We start from the raw sequence: 26,958 nt of genomic DNA on the forward strand, positions 1-26,958 counted from the left end.
GCGACGAACCGCTCGGGGACACCCCGAGCCCGGTCTTCGTCAATGGCTTGCCGCCCGCGCTAAGCGGCAGGCGGCGGAAGTACGGTCGAATGCATGACCGGCACCCTACGGTGCGGCATGCGGGGCCGACAACTGTCCCCCGGGGACGGCGGACTCGGTGGGCCCACCCCCCGCGACCGGCCCCGACGGTGCCTTCGGAGCCTGTGACTGCGCGATGAACGCCCCGACCAGCACCACCGCACCGCCGAAGATCTGCGGCGCCGAGAGATGCTCCCGCAGCAGCACCCATGCCAGCACTGTCGCGATGACCGCCTCCAGGCAGGCCACGACGCCCGCCACCTGCGGCGAGAGCCTGCGCACCGAGACGACCCCGGTGACATACGCGAGCACCGTGGCGATCAGGACGATCCAGCCGAGGAGCAGCGCCGCGGGCACCTGCGTGCCGCCCATGTCCGCGCTCCCGCCGAGGAGCGAGAAGTCCATCCCCCACGGCCGGGCCACCAGCGTCAGCACAGCCGCGCCGATGAGCAGTCCGTACGCGATGACACCCATCGGGTCCGCCGCGTCGTCACCGTCGCCGCCGTGGTCGGACAGGACGAAGTAGCCGACCTGGCAGCACGCGGCGGCGAGCGCCAGCAGCAGACCGACCACGTCGAAGCCGACTCCCGACCACACCTCGACGACGCAGGCGAGGCCGGCGACGGCGAGAACCACGCCGAGGGCGGCGGCCCTGGTGACCGGCCTGCGCTGGACAAAGCGCACCCATCCCAGGACGAGCGCGGGCGCGAGATATTCGATGAGGAGCGCGACACCGACCGGGATCCGGGAGATCGCCGCGAAGTAGCAGGCCTGTACGCCCGCGACGGCGAGCAGCCCGAAGCCGACGAGCAGCGCGGGCCTGCGCAGCACCAGGTCACGGTGGCGCCAGGCCACCGGCAGCATGACAAGCGCGGATCCGGCCACGCGCAGCCACACCACATGCAGCGGGTCGAGACCCGCTTCGATCAGCGGCTTCGCCGCTACACCCGATCCACCGAACGCGAACGCCGAGCCCAGGGCGAGTCCCAGGCCGGCGTTTCTTCCCTCAGACGCCTGCATCGGCACATCATGACAGCGCACGACAGGACCGTCACCCCCGTGACACATGTCGAGACGCTGTCGAGAAGCCGCGCCCCGGAGCCTGCGTCCGGCGGTCAGCCGGCCGCTATCCGCCCGCTCAGGACCGCCGCGTCCACCCCGGCCCGCCCGAGCACCTCCACGGCCCGGCACTCCGGATCCGCGGCGAGGCAGGCGAGAAGATCGATGCCCGCGGCCCGCGCCCGGCCGCGCAGTCCGGCGCGCTCCTGCGCGCCCTCCATCGCGGCGGCGGCCGCGGGCGACCACCCCGACAGTTCGCCGTCCGTCTCGCGTACGACGGCAAGGGTGCCCGAGTCCTCCACCGAGCCCTGCCAGCGCAGGCCGTATCCGATGCTCCGCTGTACGAGATAGCCGAGGACGCGCGCGACCTGCGGCCCGCCGCCAAGTGCCGTCCGCACCTCGGGGTCCGACTCGATCAGTGAGTGCAGCAGGTGCGCCGTGTCGATCTGCCGGTCGCCGTCACGCAGCGCCCTGCGGCGCGCACCGGCGACCACCGAAACCAGCTCCGCGGTGAGCCGGGAATCGATGCCCGTACGGATGGGGGCGGGCTGCCGAGGCACCCGCGGGGTAGGGCTGTGCACACCTCCCACCCCATCAGCTCCCGAGGGCACGGGCGTCCTCGCCGGGGCCCATTTGCCCATCCCACGGAGGTTGGGCACGCGCGGCCGGTTTCTCCTCCTTACGGATGAGATCGAGACACTTCTCCCCCAAGGGCGCGCGCCGCCTTGCTCGATCCAGATCTGACTGTTCATCAGTATTGAATGTTCGGGCAGGTCCGGCTACGTTCCGCGACACCGTAACCCGACATGGAGGGGTGGTCGTATGGCCGAAGTCAGTGCCGAAGCCCGGATCGAGGCGCCGGCCGAGAAGGTCTGGGCCCAGCTGACCGACTTCACCAGCTACGGCCAGTGGAACGCCACCCACACCAGCTTCCCCAAGGGCGGGCCGCAGACGCTGGAGCTGGGAGCCACCTACGACGAGAACATGAAGCTCATGGGATTCCCGGCCGAAGTCGCCTGGACCGTGGACGAGTTCGAGGCCGGCCGGGTGCTGGGAATCAAGGGCAAGGGACCGATGGGCGTCAGCGTCGGCAACCGCTACACGCTCACGCCGGACGGGAACGCCACACAGGTGCGCATCGACGGCGAGTTCACCGGCGCCGCCGTGTCGCTGATGGCGGGCAAGCTGAAGGACTCGGCGACCGCCGCACTCAACGAGTCGCTGCGCAAGCTGGGGGGACTGGTCACCTGACGCCCGCGGAACACGGGAAGGACCACAGGACACACGGGAAGGGCCCCGCGCTCACGCACGGGGCCCTTCTCGCGCCGTGAGTCAGTGCTCGTCGGCAAGGATCAGATAGAGCTTCTTGCGGGCTTCGTTGATGACGGCCACGGCCTTCTGCCGCTGCTCGGTGCTGCCGGTCTTCCAGACCTGGCCGAAGGCCTCCATCAGACCGAAACCGGCCTGACGGATCTCGTTGACCGTGTCCCAGTCGACGCCGCGCCCGGCCTCTTCCCACGGGGCCTCCGGCCCCGACTCGGCCTCGGTGCGCCCGGCGTCGGTGAGCGTGAACAGCTTCTTGCCGCCCTCGGTCTCGTTGGTGATCAGGCCTTCGTCCTCGAGCAGCTGGAGCGTCGGGTAGACCGAGCCCGGGCTGGGCCGCCAGGCCCCTCCGCTGCGCTCGCCGATCTCCTGGATCATCTCGTAACCGTGCATCGGCCGGTCCTTCAGCAGCGCCAGGATCGAGGCACGCACATCTCCGCGCCGCGCCCTTCCCCGACCGCCGCCACGACCGCGTCCGCCCCCGAAGGGTCCGCCGAACGGCGGCCCGAACGGGCCGAACGCCGCGCGCCGCCCCTCGAAGTCGCCCCGACCCTGATGGCCGGGCCCGCAGTGCCCATGTCCCTGACCGTGATCGTGTCCCTGTCCATGTGAACGCATCGCTACGCTCCTTCCATCGTTGATCTGTCGCGATGCGTCAACGATATATCGGAATGTGTCGGCTGGCAATCCTCAATCGGTCCAGCAACCTCGAATTGGCCTTGGCCTGCGGCTTCGTGGCACCTCTACGGTCGCGGGATGCGGATTCGAATCGTCGACGCCTTCACCGACCGTCCCTTCACCGGCAACCCCGCCGGAGTCCTCCTGCTGGACTCCGACCACTTCCCCGAGGACACCTGGCTTCAGCACGTGGCCAGGGAGGTGAACCACGCCGAGACCGCCTTCGCCCACCCGCTCCCGGCGGGCGGCGATGCCGACTGGGCGCTGCGCTGGTTCACCCCGGCCACCGAGGTCGACATGTGCGGCCACGCCACGCTGGCCACGGCCCATGTGCTGCACACCACCGGGGTGGCCACGGGCACGGTGCGCTTCGCGGCACGGTGCGGCATCCTGGCCGCCACCGCCGACCCGAGCGGCACGATCACGCTCGACTTCCCCACCGCGACGCTCACGCAGCTGAAGATCCCGGACGGAGTCGCCGAGGCGCTCGGCGCCGACGTGCTCTCGGCGCACGACACGGGCCCGCACATCGGTGATCTGCTCGTCGAGCTGGCCGACGAGCAGGCCGTACGCTCACTGACCCCGGACATCCGTGCCCTGGTCGACCACTCGGAGCGCGGCATCATCGCCACGGCGGCCGCAGCAGACCCGGCGAACGGCTATCACTTCGCCTCGCGCTGTTTCTTCCCGCGGGTCGGCATCGACGAGGACCCGGTGACGGGCAGCGCCCACACGGCGCTCGCGCCGTTCTGGTCCGCCCGGCTGGGGCGCACCGAGCTGACCGGGCTGCAGGCCTCCGCCCGTACCGGTCTGGTCCGCACCTCCGTGCGCGGCGAGCGCACCCGGCTGACCGGCCATGCCGTCACCGTCATCGACGGCGAGCTGCTCTCCGCACCCTGATCCACTGCCGGACATGCCAAGGGGGCGTACGGATCGCCCGTACACCCCCTCTCCGCACCCCGCTCAAGGCGTGGGCAGCCACCCCACCTTGCCCGCCAGCAGTCCGTATCCGACGAAGGCCACGATGTCGAGCAGCGCATGCGCCGCCACCAGCGGCCCGACCCGCCCCCACCGCCGGTAGAGCAGCACGAACAGCACGCCCATCACCATGTTGCCGACGAACCCGCCGACGCCCTGATAGAGGTGGTACGAGCCGCGCAGCACCGAGCTCGCCACCAGCGCGGCCATCGGGCTCCAGCCCAACTGCCCCAGCCTGCGGAGCAGATATCCGACGACGATCACTTCCTCCAGTACGGAGTTCTGGATCGCCGAGAGAATCAGTACCGGGTACTTCCACCAGACGTCCGGCAGCGACTCGGGCACCACCGTGAGGTTGAACCCGAGGGCGCGCGTCGCCAGATAGAAGGCCAGCCCGGCGCCCCCGATCCCCGCCGCGACAAGTGCGCCGCGCCCGAGATCGCTCCATGGCCTGCTCCGGTCGAAGCCGATCGACCGCAGCCCGGCGCCCTCCCGGAACAGGAAGTGCGCGACGAGCAGAACAGGCACCAGAGCCGTCGCGATGTCGAAGAGCTGCCAGGCGAGATCGAGCCATGGCCGCCCGGGGGCGAACGACCCGTTCAACGTCGCCGCCTGCTGCTTCAGGCTGCCCGGTTTCGTCAGCGATCCGACAAAGCTGATCAGCGCCGACACCGCGCTCGCACCCAGTGAGAGCGCCAGCACGAGCAGTGTCTCGGACCGCAAGATCCTTCGCGACATGCCCTCTTGAGGAAGAGAATCAGCCACGCGTCCCGCCTCCGCCTGCACACCTGCCTCCAGTTGAGTAATCCCGTCTCATCCCCATCCTCGCCCCGCTAGGGTCTCGAATACAGGTACGAAGATCGCGCGCGACAGGCCGGGGGACGAGCGTCATCGCGATGAGGCGGTCCCCTTTTCCTTGCTCATCGCTCGAAGAGGGGCACCACCGCATGGGACGTCACAGCTTGCCCGACGACGAGGCGAGGGACGGAGGCAGGTCCCGTCCACGCGTACGCAGGCGCACGATCGCCATCGCCACGATGCTCGTTCTCGCCGTGGCGGCGGGGACGGGCATCGCAGCACAGAGCGGCCTGCTCTCCTTCGCCACGTCGTGCGAGGACTCCGCGGTACGCCTGGACGTCGTCGCCTCGCCCGATATCGCGCCCGCCGTGCGCGATGTCGCCGACCGCGCCCGCGAGAAGCGGATCAGATCCGACGGCCAGTGCATGGACGTACGCGTCACCCCGCGCGAGAACTACCAGGTCGCGCAGGAACTCGCCGCGCGCAGGGCCGAGCCCGGCTACGAGGTGTGGCTGCCCGACTCCAGCGTCTGGGCCGAGCGCGCCAAGGCGCTCGCGGAGAAAGTCCCGCTCACACCGGCCGGCAATGTCGCCGTCTCCCCCGTCGCCCTGGCCACGGTCCACTCGGCGGGCTCCGCCCTCGGCTGGCCCAGGAAGACGTACACCTGGGCACAGCTGACGCAGGCCGCCACCACGACGGACAGGGTGCGCCTCGGCTCCGCCGACCCGGATCGCAGCGCGACCGGGCTGCTGGCGCTCACCAGCGTCGCCCAGTCCGTCGGGAAGGCAGGCGGCCAGGATGCCGACACCATGGTCGCCGCCACCGCCAAACTCCTGTCGCAGCGTGTCTCGGACGCGGACGCCAAGGTGGTGGGCACCCTGGCGCCCGGCGAATCCGGCAAGGGTGGCGGCGACCCCCGGAGCAACCAGGCCGTGTATCTCTCCGAGCAGGCCGCCTTCGCGTACAACTCAGCCACCCGCGACAGCGCACGCGACCTCGACCTCTTCTATCCCAAGGACGGCGCGCCCCAGCTGGACTATCCGTACAACCTGGTCGACGAGAGCGGGCTGAGCACCGACGAGGGCCGGGCCGCGACGCGCTTCCTGGGGCTGCTGGGTGAGACGGAGTCCCGGCGGACGCTCGCGGCGCACGGCTTCCGCGCTGCCGAGGGCACGGTCGAGCAATCGGTCGTACGCACCGCCGGCGGCCGTGCGCCCCAGCCCTACGCTCCTTCCGCGGCCACGGCCCAGCCGCTGCCGACGGACGCCCTGCAGGAGACGCTGGGCACATGGACCATCACCGTGCAGAGCGCCCGTCTCACCACGGTCGTCGATGTCTCGGGATCCATGCAGCAGCCTGTGCCGGGCCGTGAACCGGAGAGCAGGCTCGATGTCACCAAGGCGTCGCTGCTGCAGGCCCTCGGCCAGTTCACACCGCAGGACGAGATCGGGCTGTGGGAATTCGCGACCGGCCTCGACGGACCGAATGACTACCGCAAGCTCGTGCCGACGGCCCGGCTGGGTGCCCCCGCCGAGGGCGGGGGCACCCAGCGGGCCCGGCTCTCCAAGGCATTCAAGGCGCTCGCTCCCGTCCGGGACGGCGCGACCGGTCTGTACGACACGACGCTCGCCGCCTACAAGGAGGCTCGGGCGACGTATGTGAAGGGCAAGTTCAACGCCCTCGTCCTGCTCACGGACGGCTCCAACCAGGACCGGTTCAGCATCTCCCGCAGCGAGCTGATCTCCCGGCTGAAAGAGCTCACCGACCCCGATCGTCCGGTGCCCCTGATCGCGATCGCGGTCGGCCCCGACGCCGATCAGGCGGAGGTCGACGAGATCGCCAAGGCGACGGGCGGTGCCGGCTACCAGGTCAGCGATCCCGCGGAGATCCAGGGCGTGATCCTGAAGGCGATCATGGCGGTCGGGCAGACAGGGCGGACCGCGGCTCAGGAATGAGTCCAGCCCAGTGAGTCCCGCCCAGGAGTGAGGCGCAGGAGTGAGGCGCAGCCCAGGACGGGGCCCGCTCATGGACGGGACCAGCTCAGGAGCGGGATCCGGGGAAGCCGACCGGCCAGGTGTGCACCGGCTCGCCCAGGTGCATCAGCTCGCAGTAGCGACGGGTGGTGGCCGCCAGCGCGGCATCCCGTTCGAGGCCGGCCTCCAGAGCACGGTGATAGGTGTCTGCCTGCCAGGTGGCCCCGTTCACACGCCGCTTGCACCGCTCCTCGATGACGCCGAGATAGAAGTCGCGGTCGGCGGGCTCGACGTTCCACGCGTCGAGCCCCGCCGCGGCGAGCGGCAGCAGTTCGTCCCGTACGAGCTTGACGGCCGGCACCGTGGTGATGCCGCCCGCCCGGCCCGGACGCGGCCACTGGAGCTCCGCCTCGATGCCGTGGCGGCACGCGGTGTCGAAATTCTCGGCCGCGGCCGAGAAGGGCAGTTTGCTCCACACCGGCCTTGCCTCCTCGGCGAGCGCGCGCACCAGCCCGTAGTAGAAGGCGACATTGGCGATCACGTCGGTGACCGTGGGGCCGGCCGGGAGCACGCGGTTCTCGACCCGCAGATGGGGTACGCCGTCGACGGCCGCGTACACCGGGCGGTTCCATCGGTAGACGGTTCCGTTGTGCAGCACGAGCTCCTGGAGCTTGGGGACCCCGCCTTCCTCGAGCACCCGCAGCGGGTCCTCGTCCTCGTCACAGATCGGCAGCAGGGCGGGGAAGTAGCGCAGATTCTCCTCGAAGAGGTCGTACGCCGAGCTCACCCAGCGTTCGCCGAACCAGGTACGCGGCCTGACCCCCTGAGCCTGCAGTTCGGGCGGTCGCGTGTCGGTGGCCTGCTGGAACAGGGGCGGCCGCGACTCGCGCCACAGTTCCCTGCCGAACAGGAAGGGGGAGTTGGCGCCGACGGCGACCTGGACGGCGGCCACCGCCTGCGCGGCGTTCCACACATCCGCGAATCTCGCGGGCGTCACCTGGAGGTGCAATTGCACGGACGTACAGGCGGCTTCGGGCGCTATGGACGCCGAGGTGCAGGTCAGCCGCTCCACGCCTTCGATGTCGAGCGCGAATTCCTCGCCGCGAGCCGCGACGATCTGGTCGTTGAGAAGTGTGTACCGGTCGACGTCCGAGAGGTTCGCGGAGACCAGGTCGTCCTGGGCGAGCGTCGGAAGAATTCCGATCATGACGATCCCGGAGCCGAGTTCTACGGCCTTTCGGTGCGCGTATCCGAGGCCGGTGCGCAACTCCTCTGCCAGCTGGTCGAGAACCCGCCCGCTCAGCCGGTGCGGAACAATATTTACTTCCAGGTTGAACATTCCGAGCTCGGTCTGGAAATCATGGCTTGCGATGCGCTCGAGTACTTCCGCATTCATCATCCGTGGCAGCCCGTCGGCACCCGCGAGATTGAGCTCGATCTCAAGGCCCATGAGATTCTTGGGCCGGTCGAACCTCTTCTCGGCCAGCAGCCTCCCCAGTCCCGCGAGGCACTGCTGCAACTTCCTCCGGTACTTTTGCCGATCGGACAGGTGGAACCCGCCTGCCACGACCTTCTCCCCCATCGAAGCGTCCCTCCTCGAGTGGGCACCACGCAGCACCAGCCGATCACGTCACGGTCGATAATGCCCACACTGACTGATCCATAACGCCCCATGCGCGGTCCGCTGCCGGTAGTGTGTGCGAAGTGGCCGAGCGGCACATTCCCTCGGCATGATGCAGTTTGCAGTTTCCGCTGCCCGACGCCTGGTGAAAAACACCGACTGGTTTCAGCCTACCGTGCCGACAGTAAAGCCCCAGGCCGTGGCCCTGCACTCTCAAGGAATCGGCAGATACTTCGCAGCAAATAGACCTGATTCCGCCTTGCCGGAAATACGCGGGAACGCTAGCAGAAACATGGCGAGAACACGTGTCGTATAAACTTCGCGAACGAGGCAGAGAGTTGGCGCCCGGTGGGGTTTCCGGCCCCCTCTGACCCCGCCACGCTGACAGTGCCGTCCGCACCTGCCCCTGCTCAAACGTGTCTCCGAAGTGAGAGGCGACCCATCATGCCGCTGCATGTCCCCCCGGCCCCCGCGCCTGCCCTCCGCAGCGTCCTCGCAGCACTCGGTTCCCCGACCGCCGTCCGCGAGGCCCGCACACCCGCTCTGAGGTCCGTCCAGGGATCTGTGAGCCCCGAACTGCCGCTTCCCGTCCATGTACTGGATCAGATCGTCCCGAGCAGCAGTGCCCCCTACACCCGCCTCACGGGCTGGCGCTTCCTCATCCGCAGCGGCGAACGCTCCGTGGCCGCGGCGGAGACGATGCTCACCCCCGACGGCTGGACCTTCTCGCATTTCTTCGAAGGCCCCTATCTGAGCTCCACCGAGCGGGCACTGCGGCAGGCCGAGTCGATGAGGACCCACTTCCAGCCGCGGCTGCTCTCCATCCCCGAGCTCTACATGCTGACCCTCTGGCTGCACGGCGACACCGACGCCGACGCCGGGACCGGCACACCCCGCCCCACCGACGTACTGGTACCGCTGGCTCCGGCGCCTCCGGGCATCACCGCGCACCGGCCGCACCAGGTCTCCGATCTGCTCCCGGTCATGACCCTGCGCCTCACTCCAGCCCCGCTGCTCGGCTCCCCCGCCTGACCGCCGCGGCTTGAGGAGCGCCCCCACAGGTGCCCTGCTCACACCGTCTTCGCGCCCCGTGACCATCCGGTCGCGGGGCGCACTTCTGCCCCGGGTGGACTAGCCCATACCGGCCCCCCCGAACCACCCGAAAGGACAATGGAGTTGAACTGAACCGTCCGCCCGGGTGATACGTCATTAACCAGTAAGAAGAGCTGCCGCGAAATCCCTGCGGATTTACGCCCGTGGGGCAACACTGGGATCGGACCGAGAGATACGGGGGGGGCGGCCATGAACTCCTCATCGAGCCGCAGGACAGTCACAGTCGACACAACGCAGCGAAAGAACCCAGCCATGTGCCAGCACCAGCCAGCCTGCCCGACATCCGACTCAGCCGACCGGGAAGCCGCGCGTCTCGTGGCACACCACCCGGAGCAGGGCTGGAGCCTGCTGTGCAACGGCATCCTGCTCTTCGAGGACACCGGCGAGCTGCTGCCGGACGGGCAGATCATCGCGCCGCACCGGCAGGTGATGACGGCCGCCTAGGGGATGTCCGTAGGGCGACGAGAGCCGTCCGTTACGACGAGGGGCCGGCACGGAGACTGATCTCCGCACCGGCCCTGACGCATGCGCGCCGCCGCTCCGGCCCCGTTCGCCGGTCGCCGTCCCCGTCAGTTCTCGTACTCGTCCATCGGCGGGCAGGAGCAGACGAGGTTACGGTCGCCGAACGCACCGTCGATCCGGCGCACCGGCGGCCAGTACTTGTCCGCGGCGCTCACCCCGGCCGGGAAGACCGCCTCCTCGCGGCTGTAGGGGTGCCCCCACTCCCCGCCGAGCGCGGCCGCCGTGTGCGGGGCGTTGCTGAGCGGGTTGTCCTGCGCGGGCCACTCGCCCGAGGCGACCCTCTCGATCTCGCCCCGGATCGCGATCATGGTGTCGCAGAAGCGGTCGATCTCGGTCAGGTCCTCACTCTCGGTGGGCTCGATCATCAGCGTGCCGGCCACCGGGAAGGACATCGTCGGCGCGTGGAAGCCGTAGTCGATCAGCCGCTTGGCGATGTCGTCGACACTGACACCGGTCGCCTTCGACAGCGGCCGCAGGTCCACGATGCACTCGTGGGCGACGAGGCCCGCCGGGCCCGTGTAGAGCACCGGGTAGTGCGGCTCCAGGCGCTTGGCGATGTAGTTGGCCGCGAGCACGGCGACCTGCGTCGCGCGCTTGAGGCCCTCGCCGCCCATGAGCCGCACGTACGCCCAGGAGATGGGCAGGATGCCCGCCGAGCCCCAGGGAGCGGCCGAAATCGGACCCACACCCGTCTCGGGTCCCGCGGTCGGCTGGAGCGGGTGGTTGGGGAGGTACGGCGCGAGGTGTGCGCGGACACCCACCGGACCGACGCCCGGACCGCCGCCGCCGTGCGGGATGCAGAAGGTCTTGTGCAGGTTGAGGTGCGAGACGTCGCCGCCGAACTTGCCCGGCTTGGCGAGACCCACCAGCGCGTTGAGGTTGGCGCCGTCGACGTACACCTGGCCGCCGGCCTCGTGGACCTGGGCGCAGATGTCGGCGACGTGCTCCTCGAACACACCGTGCGTGGACGGGTAGGTGATCATCAGGACCGAGAGCTCGTCGCGGTACTGCTCGATCTTGGCGCGCAGGTCCTCGATGTCCACCTCGCCGTCGTCGGCGGTCTTCACCACGACGACCTTCATGCCCGCCATCACCGCGCTGGCGGCGTTGGTGCCGTGCGCGGAGGAGGGGATGAGGCAGATGGTGCGCTGCTCGTCGCCGTTGGCGCGGTGGTAAGCGCGCACGGCCAGCAGGCCAGCGAGCTCCCCCTGCGAACCGGCGTTGGGCTGGATGGAGACCGCGTCGTACCCGGTGACCTCGGCGAGGCGCTCCTCCAGCTCATGGATGAGCGTGAGGTATCCGGCGGCCTGCTCGACGGGGGCGAAGGGGTGGATCTGGCCGAACTCCGGCCAGGTGACCGGCTCCATCTCGGTGGTCGCGTTCAGCTTCATGGTGCAGGAGCCGAGCGGGATCATGCCGCGGTCCAGCGCGTAGTCCCGGTCGGCGAGCTTGCGCAGGTAGCGCAGCATCGCCGTCTCGGAACGGTGCTGGTGGAAGACGGGGTGCGTGAGGTAGTCGTCCGTCCGCAGCAGCGACTGCGGCAGAGCGTCCTCGGTCGCCGCGTCCAGCGCCTCGATGTCGCCCTCGAGGCCGAAGGCCGCCCAGACCACGTTCAGCTCCGTGCGTCCCGTGGTCTCGTCGCAGGAGATGGAGACGGTGTCGGCGTCGACGAGGTGGAGGTTGACCCCGCCCTCGCGTGCGGCGGCGAGCACGTCGGCGGCCTTGCCGGGCACCCGCGCGGTGAGGGTGTCGAAGTACGAGCCGTGCACGACCTCGACGCCACCGGCCCGCAGGCCCTCGGCGAGCAGGGTCGCGAAGCGGTGGGTGCGCTGCGCGATCGACCGCAGGCCCTGGGGGCCGTGGTAGACCGCGTACATCCCGGCCATGACGGCGAGCAGCACCTGGGCGGTGCAGATGTTGCTGGTGGCCTTCTCGCGGCGGATGTGCTGCTCACGGGTCTGCAGCGCGAGGCGGTAAGCCCTGTTCCCGTCCGCGTCGACGGAGACGCCGACGAGCCGGCCGGGCAGGCTGCGCGCGAACTTCTCGCGGACGGCCATGTAGCCGGCGTGCGGTCCGCCGAAGCCCATCGGGACGCCGAACCGCTGCGTCGTGCCGACCGCGATGTCGGCGCCCAGCTCGCCGGGCGAGGTGAGCAGGGTCAGCGCCAGCAGATCGGCGGCGACGGTGACGATCGCGCCGAGCTCGTGCGCCTCCTCGATGACGGGCTTGAGGTCACGGACGGCGCCGGAGGCGCCCGGGTACTGGAGCAGTACGCCGAAGACGCCGCGCTCGGCGATCTCGGCGGGGATGCCCTCGCTCAGGTCGGCGGTGACGACCTCGACACCGGTCGGCTCGGCGCGCGTCTCGATCACCGCGAGGGTCTGCGGCAGGGCATCGGCGTCGACCAGGAAGACGCCGTTCTTGACCTTGCCGACGCGGCGGGCGAGCGACATGGCCTCGGCCGCGGCGGTGGCCTCGTCGAGCAGCGACGCGCCCGAGGTGGGCAGGCCGGTCAGATCGGCGACCATCGTCTGGAAGTTGAGCAGCGCCTCGAGGCGGCCCTGGGAGATCTCCGGCTGGTAGGGCGTGTACGCCGTGTACCAGGCAGGGTTCTCCATGACATTGCGCAGGATGACCGGCGGCGTGAAGGTGCCGTAGTAGCCGAGGCCGATCATCGGCGCCAGCACCTGATTGCGGTCGGCCAGCGTGCGCAGCTCGGCGAGGACATCGGCCTCGGTGCGCGCGCCCGGGAGGTTCAGCGCCTCCGCGCTCTTGATCACAGCGGGCACCGCGGCGGCGGTCAGCTCGTCCAGCGAGCCGTACCCCACCTGCGCCAGCATCTTGGCCTGGGCCTCGGCGTCGGGCCCGATGTGGCGCTGCTCGAAGGGGATGCCCTGCTCCAGCTGGGAGAGCGGAATGCGGTTGGCGGTCATTTAGGAGGCCTCCTGGTCTGACACGACCGGCGAGGGGCATCGCGGCGCGGATGCCCGGACGGCCTCCCCCTCTGTCATCTCAACCTGAGAGCTTCACCGGCGCGCACGCAGGCGCGCCGGCTTTCACCGTCGGTGAGAGCGGACGCCGTCCGACGCCCGCTCTGCTTTCCAGAGTGACCTCATCCGTGCGGTACAGGGGCCTGAGAGATTCCGGGGAGGATTTGCTCCTTCGGCGCCGCCGGTGTGTCACCGGTGGACTCTCCCGCACGGGGTCAGCAGCCGTCTGCCAGCGTACCAGCGCCCTCCCGCTTCGATCGCTCAAGTGGCCGACAGTCACGATGTGCACTTTTGTAGTATTTAAACAGCAGTTGCGACCAATTGGAGGGACCGTGCAGACCGACATCGATCCGCGCAGCCTGATCGGCCGCAAGGCGTTCGACCGCAACGGCACCAAGATCGGGACTGTGGACGAGGTGTATCTCGACGATGCGACCGGCGTGCCCGAGTGGGCTGCTGTGCGCACCGGCCTGTTCAGCAGGGACGCTTTCGTCCCGCTGGAGCCCAGCAAGGTGGTCGACGACACCCTGCACGTCCCGTACGAACGCTCGCTGATCAAGGACGCGCCGGACTTCGGTGTCGGCCGTCATCTCTCCCCGGAGCAGGAACTGCAGCTCTACCACCACTACGGCCTCGATCTGTCCGAGGCCCCTGAGACGCCCACGCCGTCGGGGGACACCTCCTTCGGCCGCGTCGCGGGCCAGGAGGACTGACCCGGGCCCTGCTCCTTCTCGGGCAGCGGCACCAGCGGCAGGGGGTCGGAGGGCTCGAGATCGGGGTCGTCGATAAGGAAGGTACGGACGCGTCCCGGCGGCGACCCCGGCTCCTCGAACCGCACCGTGACCCGTCCGACGCCGCTGCCCTGCACCCAGCCCGCCCCGTACTGGGCATGCCGTACGTCGTGCCCGGCCGCCCAGCGCCGCTCCGGATGTGCCACGGGCTCCGCGACGACCGCCCCGGCCGCCTCGTCGCCCCCATGGGCCCCGTGGTCGCCCTCCGCCTCCGAAGCCCCCTCGTTCGCCGGTCCGCCATGATCGTCCGCGGCGGCCTGGGCGAAGAGGTCTTCCTGGGTGTAGTCGGTGAGCCCGGTGACGCCCACGCCGAGCAGCCGTACCCCGCCTGTGGTGTCCACGGCCTCCAGGAGCCGCCCGGCGGCCTCCCGCACCACCGAGGGATCGTCGGTCGGCCCGCGCAGCGTCTCGGAGCGCGTGAGCGTCGAGAAGTCGTATCGCCGCACCTTCAGCACGATGGTCCGCCCGGAGTGCCCGGAGGCCCGCAGCCTCTGCACACACCGGTCGGCGAGCCGCTCCACCTCTATCCGCACCCGCACCCGGTCGTGCAGATCCACATCGAAGGTGTCCTCAACGGACACCGACTTCGTGTCCCGCTCAGCCACCACGGGCCGGTCGTCGTACCCCATGGCCATCCGGAACAGCGAGGTCCCGTGCGCCCTGCCCAGCAGCCGTACGAGCTCGTCCTCGCCCGCCTCCGCGAGCTCGGCGACAGTCGTCATACCCGCGCGGCGCAGATGCTCCCCCGTCGCCGGGCCAACCCCGGGCAGCGTCCGCACTGACATCGGCCCCAGCAGCTCACGTTCCGTACCCGGCTCGATGAGCACCAGACCGTCGGGTTTCGCCTGCTCCGAGGCGATCTTGGCCAGCATCTTGGATCCGGCGAGACCGACGGACCCGGTGAGACCCGTGACCGTGCGGATCTCCGCACGCAGCCGCTCCCCCGTCGCCCTGGCGGACGCGGAGTCGTCGGCGACCCCGCCCGCCTCCAGGTCCACGAACGCCTCGTCCAGGCTCAGCGGCTCCACCAGCGGCGAGAGCCTGCCCAGCAGCTCCATCACCTGCTCGCTGACCGTGCGGTAGAGCGAGAAGCGCGGGACGAGATAGGCGGCATTGGGCGCGAGACGTCTCGCCTGCGCCATCGGCATCGCGGAGTGGACCCCGAAGCGCCGTGCCTCGTACGAAGCGGTCGCGACGACCCCGCGCGGCCCGAGCCCGCCGACCACCACCGGCTTTCCGCGCAGACTCGGCTTCGCCGCCTGCTCGGCGGCGGCGAAGAAGGCATCCATGTCCAGATGCAGAATCGTCGGCGCGGATCTCACAACTCCGATGCTGCCCCACGCCACTGACAATGGCCCCGGCAGAGCGTGGCCCCTCCGCCGCGCCGCTCAGACGGCCCGGTCGCGTCTGCGCCTGGCCAGCTCGTCCGCGGGGTTGTTGCCAACGAGCGTCTCGCCGGTGTCGACCCGCTCGCCGTGGAGCTGCGACAGCGCCGCCTCGACATCACGCCAGACCACACCGACGGCGATCCCGAAGATCCCCTGGCCGCCCTGGAGCAGATCCACGACCTCGTCCGGCGACGAGCACTCGTAGACGGTGGCACCGTCGCTCATCAGCGTCATGCGCTCCAGGTCCGAAACGCCACGCGCCCGCAGATGCTGCACCGCGGTGCGGATGTTCTGCAGTGCTACGCCGGTGTCCAGGAAACGCTTGACGATCTTGAGGACAACCACATCGCGGAAGCTGTAGAGCCGCTGCGTCCCCGATCCGTACGCCGGCCGCACACTGGGCTCGACCAGCCCGGTGCGCGCCCAGTAGTCGAGTTGGCGGTAGGTGATACCCGCCGCCGCACACGCGGTCGGACCGCGGTAGCCGATCGTCTCCCCGGCCTCGGCCGCACTTTCGTGAAGCGGATGCAGCCCGCCCTCCCCCAGACTCCGTCCGGGGGCGCCGCCCCCAGCCGTACCGTCGCCGCTGCTTCTCACGCCGACCTCCGTCCTTGACCTGCCGACTCGACGGTAGGCAGTCACCAGGGGTGCGTCAACGATCGCCACGCCGAGTGATAATCACCCTGAGAGTGGTTTCTCGTGCCCGTTTTCGGGGAAAGGCTACTCGAATGCGCTGACGACAACCGTTCGGACGGTCACTGGCTGTTGGTGCCGAAGTCCTCGGGCGAGATCTGATCGAGGAACTCGCGGAACTTCTCCACCTCGTCCTCCTGCTCGTCCGGGATGGCAATTCCCGCGTCGTCGAGGACCCCGTCGCTGCCGTAGATCGGCGTACCCGTGCGCAGGGCCAGCGCTATGGCGTCGGACGGTCTCGCGCTCACCTCGACTCCACTGGCGAAGACCAGCTCCGCGTAGAAGACCCCTTCGCGCAGGTCAGTGATGCGCACCTCGGTGAGCTCCTGGCCCACCGCCTCCAGCACATCCTTGAAGAGGTCATGCGTCAGCGGCCTCGCCGGAGCCATGCCCTGCTGGGCAAAGGCAATGGCGGTGGCCTCCCCGGGACCGATCCAGATGGGGAGGTACCGGTCGCCTCCCACTTCACGCAGGAGCACGATCGGTTGGTTCGAGGGCATTTCGACCCGGACACCCACAACGTCGAGCTCGTTCACACAGCAACCCTAGGACGTGCCCGACCGGTTTGGGTAGTCGGGCTCTCCCATGATCAGTGCAGCCGGACCCCGAGAGCCGTCTGTACGAGGGCCGCATGCAGCCGTACAGACAGGGCAGCGAGCTCTTTTATGGTCGCCTCGGCATGCGCCCTGGTCTGCGGATTACGGTGCCGCCGCAAGGGTGCAACGACCTGCTCGACCAGGCTCGCCTCACGGTCCGCGGCGGCTTTCATCGCCCGCAGATGACGCGGCTCCAGCCCGAATCTCCCCAGGTCCGCGACCAGCTTGGCCACGGTCACCGACTCGGCGTCGTAAGCGCCGTCATCGCCCTGCGCCAGCAGGCCGTACGACTCCCACTCGGCCAGGTCCGCCTCGCCCACGTCAGCGGCCGCGAGGAGCTCGGCACGCCCCAGCCGCGCGGCCGTCGGCCGGTCGGCGACGGCTTCCCACGGGCCGTCGAACAGTTCCCGCTGCGGGCCCTGCGCGGGCAGCTGAACGTGCTCACCGCGCCCCAGGGCGTCGAGATGCTCACGGATGACCTTCAGCGGAAGGTAGTGATCCCGCTGCATCCGCAGCACCTGCGCCAGCCGCTCCAGGTCCTCGGGGCTGAACTTGCGGTACCCGGACGGTGTCCGCCGCGGCTCGACCAGCCCTTCGGACTCCAGAAAACGGATCTTGGAGATGGTCACTTCGGGAAACTCGTCGCGCAGCCGGCTGAGCACCGTACCGATGCTCATCAGCCTCTCGCCCGCGGTGGCGGTGCCGTGCCCGGCACCGCCCGTCGGTGTTCGCAGCATGTACCTTCCCTGTGGTCCCCCCGGACGGAGTCCGGGGGAGGGTTACACGCCCCGCTGGCTCGCGTAGAAGACCAGCCGGTACTTGCCGATCTGGACCTCGTCACCGCTCGACAGGACGACGGAGTCGATCCGCTCGCGGTTGACGTACGTGCCGTTGAGGCTGCCGACGTCCGCGACGCTGAAGCGGCCGTCCGGTCCCCGGCGGAACTCCACATGACGCCGCGAGACGGTCACGTCGTCGAGGAAGATGTCGCTCTGCGGGTGACGGCCGGCCGTGGTCAGCTCGCCGTCCAGCAGGAAGCGGCTTCCGGAGTTCGGACCGCGGCGCACCACCAGGAGCGCCGAGCCGAGCGGCAGCGCGTCGACGGCGGCCTGGGCCTCGGGAGAGAGCGACGGAATCTGCGTCTGCCCCGTCACCTCCGAGTCGTACGCCTCAAGGCCGGAGATGGAGATCGTCGAGGTCGTCTCCGAAGCACGCTCGGCGGGCGCCCCGCCACGCAGCGGCGCACCGCAGTTGGAGCAGAACCGGCTGGCCTCGGCATTGCGGTGCCCGCACCTCGTACAAACCAAGGCCGACATGGACGGATCCTCCTGCCGCGGCTGCCCCGCGTGGGGATTGGTTGAGTACGGGTCCGTGGCAAACCCTCCACCCGTACTTGAGGTTGATGGTTCCCCGAAACCTATGCGGCCGGAACCGGCAGGGTCAACAGACGACGCGCCCTGACCGCCCGAAATGTCACCGCCCGGACCAGCGACCTCATCCCGGAAGAGCGGCCTCTCAGCGCCCTGCTCCTCACTCTGGCCATGGCGCGGCGCGCGATGCCGGGCGTTGCCACCGTCCTCGCGTGCGCTCTTGCCGAACAACTTCCCAAACAACTTCACGGGCGATTCCCCTTGACCGAAATAGACCCGCCCGTGGGGCAGGACGAACCCTCAATGATCAGACCTGCCGACCCGGACATCCTCACAACGTCCGTGACCACCAGACAGTTTCCACCACGCGGCACGCTTGTGATGTGCCGACCCCCCGCAAGCTCATGCCCTGGTCCGCCGGACCCCATGCACCCCCGCCTCACTGCGCCGACGACCGAGCGTAGTCAGGCCGCTTCGCGGGTCGCAAGGCATCCACGACGATCTTCTGCGAGCGCGCCACCGTGGCGGTGGCCTGCTCCTTCTCCAGTGTCTGGACCACGCCGCCCGGGATGTTCAGGGCGGGCTCCAGATCCTGCGGCTTGCCGATGACCTCGAACCGGTACGGGGCCTTGACCGGTTTGCCGTCCACCTCGATGTCGGCGCCGGTTCCCGTGAAGTAGGTGTCCGCGACGACCCGGATGTCGTTGACCTGGATCGCTTCCGCGCCCGCCGCGCGCAGTTCCTGGATCGCGTCGAGCAGCATGTCCGACTCCACCGTGCCGGACGGGTCCTGGACGGTGAGCGTGATGCCCGGACCCTGCGCGGCGACCGTACCGGCGAGGATGCCGAGTTGCTGCTCCTTCTGCACGGTCTGTTTGCGAGCCTCTTCGGCCTGGTCGGAGCTGTTTTCCAGCTCGGTGCGCTGGTCCTCCAGACGCTGTTTCTCGTCCTCGAGCCGCTGCGTGCGGTTGTCGAGCTCGTCGAGGATGCGCACCAGGTCCTCCTGGCGCGCACCGCGCAGCGCGCTGTTGTCGCTGTTGGAGCGGACCTGGATGGCGAGGCCCAGACCGAGGACGAACAGCAGGAGGGCGACGATGAGTTGAGCGCGGCTGACCCGCGGGGGCCACAGCACCGCGACAAGCCGCTGCCGACCGGTCTGCTGCGCGGGCTCGGGCTCTTCGACCTCGGGCTGCTCCGGGTGGGCCTGTTCTGGGCGGGGCTGATCCGGCTCGGGCTGTTCCGGCTCGGGCTGTTCCGGCTGCTGCGGCCGGGTCTGTTCCGGCTCAGCGTTCCCGGAACCGGTGTCGGCGGCCGGCGGCGTCACCGACTCCGGCACCTCGCCCTTGGGGTGCTCTTCGCCGTGGGGATTCTCTTCGCTTTTCATCGGCCTCACGCCCGGAACACGTGCCGGCGGATCGCGGCAGCGTTGGAGAAGATCCGGATACCGAGCACGACCACCACACCCGTCGACAGCTGGGCGCCCACGCCCAACTTGTCGCCCAGGAACACGATCAGCGCTGCCACCACCACGTTCGACAGGAAGGAGACGACGAAGACCTTGTCGACGAAAATTCCGTCGAGCATGGCCCGCAGGCCACCGAAGACCGCGTCGAGAGCCGCGACGACGGCGATCGGCAGATAGGGCTCGACCACCGCCGGCACTTCGGGCCGGACCAACAGTCCGACCACGACTCCGACGACGAGGCCCAGTACGGCGATCACGATGTGCCCTTCCCTGTGTCAGCCGTGCCCTGCCCGTTGCCCTTCCCGGCGTCGGCGGTCTTCGGCTCTGCTGTACGTACGATCAAGCTCGGCGCCGCCGGCAGGCGCACCTTCTCCTCGGTGGAGATGCTGGTGCGGATACCGAAGTTCTCCTGCAACGCGTGCAGATACTGCCCGTCGGCACTGTCCTGGAACGCGGTGCTCAACTTCTTCCCGTCCCCCACCGCGAGCACCGTGTACGGCGGCACCAGCGGCTTGTTGTCGACCAGTATGGCGTCGCCCGCCGCGCGGATCGCCGACAGGGCCGTCAGCCGCTGCCCGTTGATCGCGACGGCCTCAGCGCCCGACTCCCAGAGCCCGTTGACGATCCGCTGCATGTCCCGGTCACGCACCCGGCCCGTGTCGTTGAAGCCGCTGCTCTCCCGCGGCCCGCCGCCACCCTGATCGGTGTCTTTCGCGTCGTCGACGACGAGCTTGACCCCCGGCCCCTCCACCTCTGTGGCACCGGAGAGCAGTGCGACGAGTTCTGCCTGTTCCCCGCCCTGCGTCTTGAGGGCCTTGCGCTGCCGGTTCCCCACCTCGTCGCGGAGCGTGTCGACACTCCGCTCCAGCGCGTCGGCGTCCGCGGTCTCCGCGTCGATCCGGTCGATGAGCTCCTCGCGCTCCTTCGCCACCACCGGTGCCGATATCCGCGCCTCGGCCGCTCCCACGGTCACGACGAGCGCGGCCAGCACCAGGCCGGCCGCGAGTCCGAGCTTGGCACGCAGCGTACGGGGAAGACCCCCGCCCTCGGCCTCCCTGCGGGCCGCCGCCTCCGCGTATCCGTCGTCGAGGCTGTGCTCCATGACGTTCGTCAGCAGCGACATGGACGCATCGGGACGTGCGGGTGGAGAGCCGGTGCTCCGAACGGGGGGCTGCTGCGACATGTCGCACATCGTCGCACGTCGCAGGTGTTACCGCCGAATGGCCCCACCGGTGCGCCGGAAGCCGTCCGCGGACAACTCCCGGCACACCCGTCACACGTCAGTGACCTGCGCTGTCCACAACGGCGGACCATTCGTCGAGGAGCGCCTGCGCCGAAGCGTCGTCCGGCCCCTCTGCCCACAAATGAGTGACGGCCTCCGCGGGGTCGGGAAGGACCATCACCCAACGGCCGTCGGCCTCAACCACACGTACCCCGTCGGTCGTGTCGACATGCCGGTCACCGGCAGCCTCCACGACGCGTCGCATCACCAGCCCCTTGACCGCCCAAGGAGTCGCCAGATCGCGCCGCAGCACATGCGCCCGCGGGATGCGGGCATCGATCTGGCTCAGCGTGAGCTGCGTACGGGCCACGAGCCCGACCAGCCGTACCAGAGCCGCAGAGCCGTCGAAGACGCTGCTGAACTCCGGAATGATGAAGGCGCCCCGGCCGTCACCACCGAAGATCGTGGTCTCCTCGCGCCCGACACGCGTCAGATCGTCGGGCGAGGTGGTCGTCCACTCCACCTGCGTGCCGTGATACGCGGCGACCTGCTCGGCGATCCGCGTGGTGGTCACGGGAAGCGCCACCCGCCCACTGCGCCGCTCCGCCGCCACCAGGTCGAGCAGCACAAGCAGCGCGCGGTCGTCCTCGATGATGCGCCCGCGTTCGTCGACCAGCGACAGCCGCTCACCGACGGGGTCGAAACGCACCCCGAAGGCCGCCCGGGCCGAGGCCACGATCTCGCCCAGCCGCACCAGTCCGGACCGTCGGGTGTCCGCTGACTCCGTCGGCCTCGATTCGTCCAGCCCGGGGTTGATGACCAGGGCGTCCACGCCGAGCCGTCCGAGAAGGCTCGGCAGAACCAGCCCGGCGCTGCCGTTGGACGCGTCGATGACGACCTTGAGACCCGACTCGGCGATGCCGGAGGTGTCGACATTGCGCAGCAGGGATCCGGTGTACGAGTCGAAGACGCTGGACGGGAAGTGCAGATCCCCGATCTCGCCGGGGAACGCCCGCCGGTACTCCTGGCGCGCGTACACCCGGTCCAGCTTCCGCTGACCGGCCTGCGAGAGGTCCGCGCCGCGCTCGTCGAAGAACATGATGTCGACGGAGTCCGGCACACCGGGAGACGTACGGATCATGATGCCGCCGGCACTGCCGCGGGCGGTCTGCTGCCGCGCCACGGGCAGCGGCACGTTCTCCAGGTCGCGTACGTCGATGGCGCTGGCCTGCAGGGCGGAGATGACGGCCCGCTTGAGCGCACGGGCGCCCCGGGAGTGGTCACGCGCCGTGGTGACCGTCGCCCCCTTCTTGAGGGTGGTGGCATACGCACCGGCCAGCCGCACGGCCAGTTCGGGCGTGATCTCGACGTTGAGGATTCCGGACACTCCGCGGGCCCCGAAGAGATGCGCCTGGCCCCGCGACTCCCAGATGACCGAGGTGTTGACGAAGGCGCCGGCCTCGATGGTCTTGAACGGGTAGACCCGGACATTGCCCTGGATAATCGATTCTTCGCCGACAAGGCACTCGTCGCCGATGACCGCGCCGTCCTCGATACGTGCGGCACGCATGATGTCGGTGTTCTTACCGATCACGCAGCCGCGGAGGTTGCAGTGCTCACCGATGTACACGTTGTCGTGGATCACGGCCTTATGGAGAAAGGCACCGCTCTTGACGACGACATTGGACCCGACGACGGTGTGCTCGCGGATCTCGACATCGGCCTCGACCTTGGCGTAGTCGCCGATATACAGCGGACCGCGCAGCACGGCGTCCGGATGGACTTCCGCACCTTCGGCCACCCACACACCGGGAGAGATCTCGAACCCGTCGAGTTCCACATCGACCTTGCCCTCGAGGACATCGGCCTGGGCCTTCACATAGCTCTCGTGGGTGCCCACGTCCTCCCAGTAGCCCTCGGCGATATAGCCGTAGATCGGCTTGCCTTCCTTCATGAGCTGCGGGAACACATCTCCGGACCAGTCCACGGGAACATCGGCCTCGACATAGTCGAAGACCTCCGGCTCCATCACATAGATGCCCGTATTCACCGTGTCCGAGAAAACCTGTCCCCAGGTCGGCTTCTCGAGGAAGCGCTCGACCTTTCCTTCTTCGTCCACGATGGTGATACCGAATTCGAGAGGGTTCGGCACTCGCGTCAGGCACACCGTGACCAGTGCGCCCTTCTCCTTGTGGAAGGAGATCAGGTCGCTCAGGTCAAAGTCGGTGAGCGCATCACCTGAGATGACGAGAAACGCGTCGTCCTTCAGCGCTTCCTCGGCATTCTTCACGCTCCCCGCAGTGCCGAGTGGCTTCTCCTCATTGGCATAGGTGAGCTCCATCCCGAGCTCTTCGCCGTCACCGAAGTAGTTCTTGACGAGTGAGGCGAGAAACTGCACGGTTACGACGGTCTCATTGAGCCCATGCCGCTTGAGCAGGCGCAGCACATGCTCCATGATCGGCCGGTTGGCCACTGGCAGGAGCGGCTTGGGCATGCTCGAGGTCATTGGGCGAAGTCGGGTACCTTCGCCACCGGCCATCACGACGGCCTTCATGTCGGAAGCGTCCTCCTTGAAGAGACGACGGTCTAGCCGACTGGACCCGTCAATGAGGCCCCTTTGGCGTCATGCACGGCCGGCAACACTGCTCGGCACGGCATCGACGAGGTCAATCGGCCACTGCATCCGCCTTGACGAGGCGGCGGACCTGGACCACGTAGAGGATCCCTGCCCACCAATACAGAGTTGTACCCCATACTGCGAACGCCCATCCGAAAATAGCAGCGAGTGACGCAAGCCACCCGTTTCCGTCACTCAGGAGCAGGAGGGGGAACGCGTACATGAGGTTGAACGTGGCCGCCTTGCCCAGGAAGTTGACCTGGGGCGGCGGATAGCCGTGACGGCGGAGGATTCCCACCATCACCAGCAGCATCAGTTCGCGCGCCAATAGGGCGGCGGTGAGCCAGATGGGCAGAATCTCGCGCCAGGTCAGCCCGACGAGGGTGGAGAGGATGTACAGCCGGTCGGCAGCCGGGTCGAGGAGCCGCCCCAGACTGCTGATCTGGTTCCAGCGCCGCGCAAGCTTGCCGTCGAGATAGTCACTGACGCCGCTCAGCATCAGTACGAGCAAGGCCCAGCCATCGCTGTTGGGCCCCCCGAACTCGGGACGGAGAATCAGCCACAGGAAGAGCGGCACACCGGCGAGACGCGCCATGCTGAGGATGTTGGGGATGGTGAGCACCCGGTCCGTCTGGACGCGGGTCTCCTGGACCTCCACCCGGGGGCCTCCTGTGCGGAACGTTCCAATGATGCTCCCTGACCCTACCCCTCAGCCGCAGCCGCGGGATGCACAGGGGTAGAACGGCGGTATTGCCCCCTGAACGCAGAAAAGCCCCGCACCAGAAGGTGCGGGGCTCTCCCACAATAATTGTTCGGCGGCGTCCTACTCTCCCACAGGGTCCCCCCTGCAGTACCATCGGCGCTGAAAGGCTTAGCTTCCGGGTTCGGAATGTAACCGGGCGTTTCCCTAACGCAATGACCACCGAAACACTGTGAAGTTATCGATTCCGGAATCCCCCGGCCAATGGGGGGACTCGACAGTTCGTTACTTCAGAACTGACACAGTGGACGCGAGCAACTGAGGACAAGCCCTCGGCCTATTAGTACCAGTCAGCTCCACCCCTTGCGGGGCTTCCACATCTGGCCTATCAACCCAGTCGTCTACTGGGAGCCTTAACCCCTCGAAGGGGGTGGGAGTCCTCATCTCGAAGCAGGCTTCCCGCTTAGATGCTTTCAGCGGTTATCCTTTCCGAACGTAGCCAACCAGCCATGCCCTTGGCAGGACAACTGGCACACCAGAGGTTCGTCCGTCCCGGTCCTCTCGTACTAGGGACAGCCCTTCTCAAGACTCCTACGCGCACAGCGGATAGGGACCGAACTGTCTCACGACGTTCTAAACCCAGCTCGCGTACCGCTTTAATGGGCGAACAGCCCAACCCTTGGGACCGACTCCAGCCCCAGGATGCGACGAGCCGACATCGAGGTGCCAAACCATCCCGTCGATATGGACTCTTGGGGAAGATCAGCCTGTTATCCCCGGGGTACCTTTTATCCGTTGAGCGACGGCGCTTCCACAAGCCACCGCCGGATCACTAGTCCCGACTTTCGTCCCTGCTCGACCCGTCGGTCTCACAGTCAAGCTCCCTTGTGCACTTACACTCAACACCTGATTGCCAACCAGGCTGAGGGAACCTTTGGGCGCCTCCGTTACTCTTTGGGAGGCAACCGCCCCAGTTAAACTACCCATCAGACACTGTCCCTGATCCGGATCACGGACCCAGGTTAGACATCCAGCACGACCAGAGTGGTATTTCAACGACGACTCCACCTGAACTGGCGTCCAAGCTTCACAGTCTCCCACCTATCCTACACAAGCCGAACCGAACACCAATATCAAACTGTAGTAAAGGTCCCGGGGTCTTTCCGTCCTGCTGCGCGAAACGAGCATCTTTACTCGTAGTGCAATTTCACCGGGCCTATGGTTGAGACAGTCGAGAAGTCGTTACGCCATTCGTGCAGGTCGGAACTTACCCGACAAGGAATTTCGCTACCTTAGGATGGTTATAGTTACCACCGCCGTTTACTGGCGCTTAAGTTCTCAGCTTCGCCACACCGAAATGTGACTAACCGGTCCCCTTAACGTTCCAGCACCGGGCAGGCGTCAGTCCGTATACATCGCCTTACGGCTTCGCACGGACCTGTGTTTTTAGTAAACAGTCGCTTCTCGCTGGTCTCTGCGGCCACCCCCAGCTCAAGGAGCAAGTCCTCTCACCAGTGATGGCCCCCCTTCTCCCGAAGTTACGGGGGCATTTTGCCGAGTTCCTTAACCATAGTTCACCCGAACGCCTCGGTATTCTCTACCTGACCACCTGAGTCGGTTTAGGGTACGGGCCGCCATGAAACTCGCTAGAGGCTTTTCTCGACAGCATAGGATCATCCACTTCACCACAATCGGCTCGGCATCAGGTCTCAGCCTCAATGTGTGACGGATTTGCCTGCCACACGGCCTACACCCTTACCCCGGGACAACCACCGCCCGGGCTGGACTACCTTCCTGCGTCACCCCATCGCTTACCTACTACCACCTTGGGCCAGCGGCTCCACCACTCCCCTTTGCCCGAAGGCTCCAGGACGGCTTCACGGCCTTAGCATTAATGGGTTCAGTACTGGGCGTTTCAAAGCGGGTACCGGAATATCAACCGGTTGTCCATCGACTACGCCTGTCGGCCTCGCCTTAGGTCCCGACTTACCCTGGGCAGATCAGCTTGACCCAGGAACCCTTAGTCAATCGGCGCACACGTTTCTCACGTGTGTATCGCTACTCATGCCTGCATTCTCACTCGTGTACCGTCCACCACTCGCTTACGCGGCGGCTTCACCCGGCACACGACGCTCCCCTACCCATCCCAGCGGGCGTTGGCCCTCATGCTGGAATGACACGACTTCGGCGGTACGCTTGAGCCCCGCTACATTGTCGGCGCGGAATCACTTGACCAGTGAGCTATTACGCACTCTTTCAAGGGTGGCTGCTTCTAAGCCAACCTCCTGGTTGTCTCTGCGACTCCACATCCTTTCCCACTTAGCGTACGCTTAGGGGCCTTAGTCGATGCTCTGGGCTGTTTCCCTCTCGACCATGGAGCTTATCCCCCACAGTCTCACTGCCGCGCTCTCACTTACCGGCATTCGGAGTTTGGCTAAGGTCAGTAACCCGGTAGGGCCCATCGCCTATCCAGTGCTCTACCTCCGGCAAGAAACACACGACGCTGCACCTAAATGCATTTCGGGGAGAACCAGCTATCACGGAGTTTGATTGGCCTTTCACCCCTAACCACAGGTCATCCCCCAGGTTTTCAACCCTGGTGGGTTCGGTCCTCCACGAAGTCTTACCTCCGCTTCAACCTGCCCATGGCTAGATCACTCCGCTTCGGGTCTTGAGCGCGCTACTATATCGCCCTGTTCGGACTCGCTTTCGCTACGGCTTCCCCACACGGGTTAACCTCGCAACACACCGCAAACTCGCAGGCTCATTCTTCAAAAGGCACGCAGTCACGACGCACAGAGTAAACTCTGCACGCGACGCTCCCACGGCTTGTAGGCACACGGTTTCAGGTACTATTTCACTCCGCTCCCGCGGTACTTTTCACCATTCCCTCACGGTACTATCCGCTATCGGTCACCAGGGAATATTTAGGCTTAACGGGTGGTCCCGCCAGATTCACACGGGATTTCTCGGGCCCCGTGCT

At 67.7% G+C, this 26,958-nt stretch carries 22 protein-coding genes, 2 rRNA genes and 1 riboswitch (1 of these 25 running past the window's edge); of the genes, 6 read left to right on the forward strand and 18 right to left on the reverse strand.

From position 1 onward, the window contains the following. Positions 1–105: 105 nt before the first annotated feature. Together OOK40_RS31795 and OOK40_RS31800 are read right to left on the reverse strand one after the other, a co-directional pair. Positions 106–1,098 carry a DMT family transporter gene (locus tag OOK40_RS31795; protein ID WP_266488480.1) on the reverse strand — a complete coding sequence of 331 codons (993 nt, stop codon included), beginning with the start codon at positions 1,096–1,098 and terminating at the stop codon, positions 106–108. A 95-nt stretch (positions 1,099–1,193) separates the two neighbouring features. Next, entirely contained in the window at positions 1,194–1,718 is a 525-nt protein-coding gene (locus OOK40_RS31800) for a Clp protease N-terminal domain-containing protein (protein WP_266488482.1), read from the reverse strand. A 241-nt stretch (positions 1,719–1,959) separates the two neighbouring features. Between OOK40_RS31800 and OOK40_RS31805 the strand changes: the two genes are divergently transcribed. Next, complete coding sequence (locus OOK40_RS31805; protein WP_266488483.1) at positions 1,960–2,388, forward strand: SRPBCC family protein; 429 nt, start codon at positions 1,960–1,962, stop codon at positions 2,386–2,388. 81 nt (positions 2,389–2,469) lie between these two features. Here the strand turns inward: OOK40_RS31805 and OOK40_RS31810 are convergent, their stop codons facing one another. Then, complete coding sequence (locus tag OOK40_RS31810) at positions 2,470–3,078, reverse strand: PadR family transcriptional regulator (protein WP_266488485.1); 609 nt, start codon at positions 3,076–3,078, stop codon at positions 2,470–2,472. 138 nt (positions 3,079–3,216) lie between these two features. On the opposite strand from OOK40_RS31810, the gene OOK40_RS31815 reads away from it, so the two are divergent. Next, positions 3,217–4,038: a PhzF family phenazine biosynthesis protein gene (locus OOK40_RS31815; RefSeq protein WP_266488488.1), complete on the forward strand. Its 822-nt coding sequence runs from the start codon at positions 3,217–3,219 to the stop codon at positions 4,036–4,038. 63 nt (positions 4,039–4,101) lie between these two features. Here OOK40_RS31815 and OOK40_RS31820 read toward each other — a convergent pair whose 3' ends face one another. After that, entirely contained in the window at positions 4,102–4,902 is an 801-nt protein-coding gene (locus OOK40_RS31820) for a CPBP family intramembrane glutamic endopeptidase (RefSeq protein WP_266488490.1), read from the reverse strand. 161 nt (positions 4,903–5,063) lie between these two features. Between OOK40_RS31820 and OOK40_RS31825 the strand changes: the two genes are divergently transcribed. Continuing rightward, positions 5,064–6,869, forward strand: coding sequence for a VWA domain-containing protein (locus tag OOK40_RS31825; protein WP_266488492.1), 1,806 nt, complete (start codon positions 5,064–5,066; stop codon positions 6,867–6,869). An 85-nt stretch (positions 6,870–6,954) separates the two neighbouring features. On the opposite strand, the gene OOK40_RS31830 is transcribed toward OOK40_RS31825, so the two are convergent. After that, complete coding sequence (locus OOK40_RS31830; protein ID WP_266488493.1) at positions 6,955–8,469, reverse strand: glutamate-cysteine ligase family protein; 1,515 nt, start codon at positions 8,467–8,469, stop codon at positions 6,955–6,957. A 483-nt stretch (positions 8,470–8,952) separates the two neighbouring features. Between OOK40_RS31830 and OOK40_RS31835 the strand changes: the two genes are divergently transcribed. Together OOK40_RS31835 and OOK40_RS31840 are read left to right on the forward strand one after the other, a co-directional pair. Next, a complete protein-coding gene (locus OOK40_RS31835) occupies positions 8,953–9,540 on the forward strand; it encodes a hypothetical protein (protein WP_266488494.1) in 588 nt (195 codons plus the stop codon). A 333-nt stretch (positions 9,541–9,873) separates the two neighbouring features. After that, on the forward strand, positions 9,874–10,065 hold the full coding sequence (locus OOK40_RS31840) for a DUF5999 family protein (RefSeq protein WP_323136137.1): 192 nt from the start codon (positions 9,874–9,876) through the stop codon (positions 10,063–10,065). Between the two features lie 125 nt (positions 10,066–10,190). Here the strand turns inward: OOK40_RS31840 and gcvP are convergent, their stop codons facing one another. After that, on the reverse strand, positions 10,191–13,076 hold the full coding sequence (gcvP, locus tag OOK40_RS31845; protein WP_266488497.1) for an aminomethyl-transferring glycine dehydrogenase: 2,886 nt from the start codon (positions 13,074–13,076) through the stop codon (positions 10,191–10,193). 178 nt (positions 13,077–13,254) lie between these two features. Next, positions 13,255–13,351: riboswitch (glycine riboswitch) on the reverse strand. Between the two features lie 114 nt (positions 13,352–13,465). On the opposite strand from gcvP, the gene OOK40_RS31850 reads away from it, so the two are divergent. Next, positions 13,466–13,846 carry a PRC-barrel domain-containing protein gene (locus tag OOK40_RS31850; RefSeq protein ID WP_266488498.1) on the forward strand — a complete coding sequence of 127 codons (381 nt, stop codon included), beginning with the start codon at positions 13,466–13,468 and terminating at the stop codon, positions 13,844–13,846. On the opposite strand, the gene OOK40_RS31855 is transcribed toward OOK40_RS31850, so the two are convergent. The 12 genes from OOK40_RS31855 to OOK40_RS31910 form a co-directional block, all read right to left on the reverse strand. Next, positions 13,759–15,246, reverse strand: a complete 1,488-nt coding sequence (locus OOK40_RS31855) for a DNA polymerase IV (RefSeq protein ID WP_266488499.1) — start codon at positions 15,244–15,246, stop codon at positions 13,759–13,761. The two genes, OOK40_RS31850 and OOK40_RS31855, sit on opposite strands and share 88 nt — an antisense overlap. Positions 15,247–15,312: 66 nt before the next feature. Next, on the reverse strand, positions 15,313–15,909 hold the full coding sequence (locus OOK40_RS31860) for a MerR family transcriptional regulator (protein WP_266488501.1): 597 nt from the start codon (positions 15,907–15,909) through the stop codon (positions 15,313–15,315). A 158-nt stretch (positions 15,910–16,067) separates the two neighbouring features. Continuing rightward, positions 16,068–16,541 carry a bifunctional nuclease family protein gene (locus OOK40_RS31865; RefSeq protein WP_006123076.1) on the reverse strand — a complete coding sequence of 158 codons (474 nt, stop codon included), beginning with the start codon at positions 16,539–16,541 and terminating at the stop codon, positions 16,068–16,070. Positions 16,542–16,594: 53 nt separating this feature from the next. Next, on the reverse strand, positions 16,595–17,338 hold the full coding sequence (locus OOK40_RS31870) for a MerR family transcriptional regulator (RefSeq protein ID WP_266488503.1): 744 nt from the start codon (positions 17,336–17,338) through the stop codon (positions 16,595–16,597). A 42-nt stretch (positions 17,339–17,380) separates the two neighbouring features. Further along, positions 17,381–18,262 (reverse strand): FHA domain-containing protein, encoded by an 882-nt coding sequence (locus tag OOK40_RS31875; RefSeq protein WP_266488549.1) that lies wholly within the window; start codon positions 18,260–18,262, stop codon positions 17,381–17,383. 148 nt (positions 18,263–18,410) lie between these two features. Further along, entirely contained in the window at positions 18,411–19,364 is a 954-nt protein-coding gene (locus OOK40_RS31880; protein WP_266488505.1) for a DUF881 domain-containing protein, read from the reverse strand. After that, positions 19,361–19,693, reverse strand: coding sequence for a small basic family protein (locus OOK40_RS31885; protein WP_003970459.1), 333 nt, complete (start codon positions 19,691–19,693; stop codon positions 19,361–19,363). Before OOK40_RS31885 ends, OOK40_RS31880 begins: the two co-directional genes overlap by 4 nt. Continuing rightward, a complete protein-coding gene (locus tag OOK40_RS31890; RefSeq protein WP_266488511.1) occupies positions 19,690–20,619 on the reverse strand; it encodes a DUF881 domain-containing protein in 930 nt (309 codons plus the stop codon). Before OOK40_RS31890 ends, OOK40_RS31885 begins: the two co-directional genes overlap by 4 nt. A gap of 97 nt (positions 20,620–20,716) precedes the next feature. Continuing rightward, a complete protein-coding gene (locus OOK40_RS31895; RefSeq protein WP_266488513.1) occupies positions 20,717–23,212 on the reverse strand; it encodes a mannose-1-phosphate guanyltransferase in 2,496 nt (831 codons plus the stop codon). A gap of 112 nt (positions 23,213–23,324) precedes the next feature. After that, positions 23,325–23,933, reverse strand: coding sequence for a CDP-alcohol phosphatidyltransferase family protein (locus tag OOK40_RS31900; protein ID WP_266488515.1), 609 nt, complete (start codon positions 23,931–23,933; stop codon positions 23,325–23,327). A gap of 152 nt (positions 23,934–24,085) precedes the next feature. Further along, positions 24,086–24,202: ribosomal RNA gene (gene rrf, locus OOK40_RS31905) — 5S ribosomal RNA — on the reverse strand. 93 nt (positions 24,203–24,295) lie between these two features. Next, positions 24,296–26,958: ribosomal RNA gene (locus tag OOK40_RS31910) — 23S ribosomal RNA — on the reverse strand (it continues 461 nt past the right edge of the window).

Source organism: Streptomyces sp. NBC_01481 (assembly GCF_026339995.1).
In the GTDB taxonomy this organism is placed as follows: domain Bacteria; phylum Actinomycetota; class Actinomycetes; order Streptomycetales; family Streptomycetaceae; genus Streptomyces.

Excerpts from the sequence above, each read along its gene's own strand:
- OOK40_RS31795 (WP_266488480.1), bottom strand. The coding sequence starts at position 1,098 with ATGCAGGCGTCTGAGGGAAGAAACGCCGGCCTGGGACTCGCCCTGGGC.
- OOK40_RS31805 (WP_266488483.1), top strand. The coding sequence starts at position 1,960 with ATGGCCGAAGTCAGTGCCGAAGCCCGGATCGAGGCGCCGGCCGAGAAG.
- OOK40_RS31810 (WP_266488485.1), bottom strand. The coding sequence starts at position 3,078 with ATGCGTTCACATGGACAGGGACACGATCACGGTCAGGGACATGGGCAC.
- OOK40_RS31815 (WP_266488488.1), top strand. The coding sequence starts at position 3,217 with ATGCGGATTCGAATCGTCGACGCCTTCACCGACCGTCCCTTCACCGGC.
- OOK40_RS31825 (WP_266488492.1), top strand. The coding sequence starts at position 5,064 with ATGGGACGTCACAGCTTGCCCGACGACGAGGCGAGGGACGGAGGCAGG.
- OOK40_RS31830 (WP_266488493.1), bottom strand. The coding sequence starts at position 8,469 with ATGGGGGAGAAGGTCGTGGCAGGCGGGTTCCACCTGTCCGATCGGCAA.
- OOK40_RS31835 (WP_266488494.1), top strand. The coding sequence starts at position 8,953 with ATGCCGCTGCATGTCCCCCCGGCCCCCGCGCCTGCCCTCCGCAGCGTC.
- OOK40_RS31840 (WP_323136137.1), top strand. The coding sequence starts at position 9,874 with ATGTGCCAGCACCAGCCAGCCTGCCCGACATCCGACTCAGCCGACCGG.
- gcvP (WP_266488497.1), bottom strand. The coding sequence starts at position 13,076 with ATGACCGCCAACCGCATTCCGCTCTCCCAGCTGGAGCAGGGCATCCCC.
- OOK40_RS31870 (WP_266488503.1), bottom strand. The coding sequence starts at position 17,338 with ATGCTGCGAACACCGACGGGCGGTGCCGGGCACGGCACCGCCACCGCG.
- OOK40_RS31890 (WP_266488511.1), bottom strand. The coding sequence starts at position 20,619 with ATGTCGCAGCAGCCCCCCGTTCGGAGCACCGGCTCTCCACCCGCACGT.
- OOK40_RS31895 (WP_266488513.1), bottom strand. The coding sequence starts at position 23,212 with ATGAAGGCCGTCGTGATGGCCGGTGGCGAAGGTACCCGACTTCGCCCA.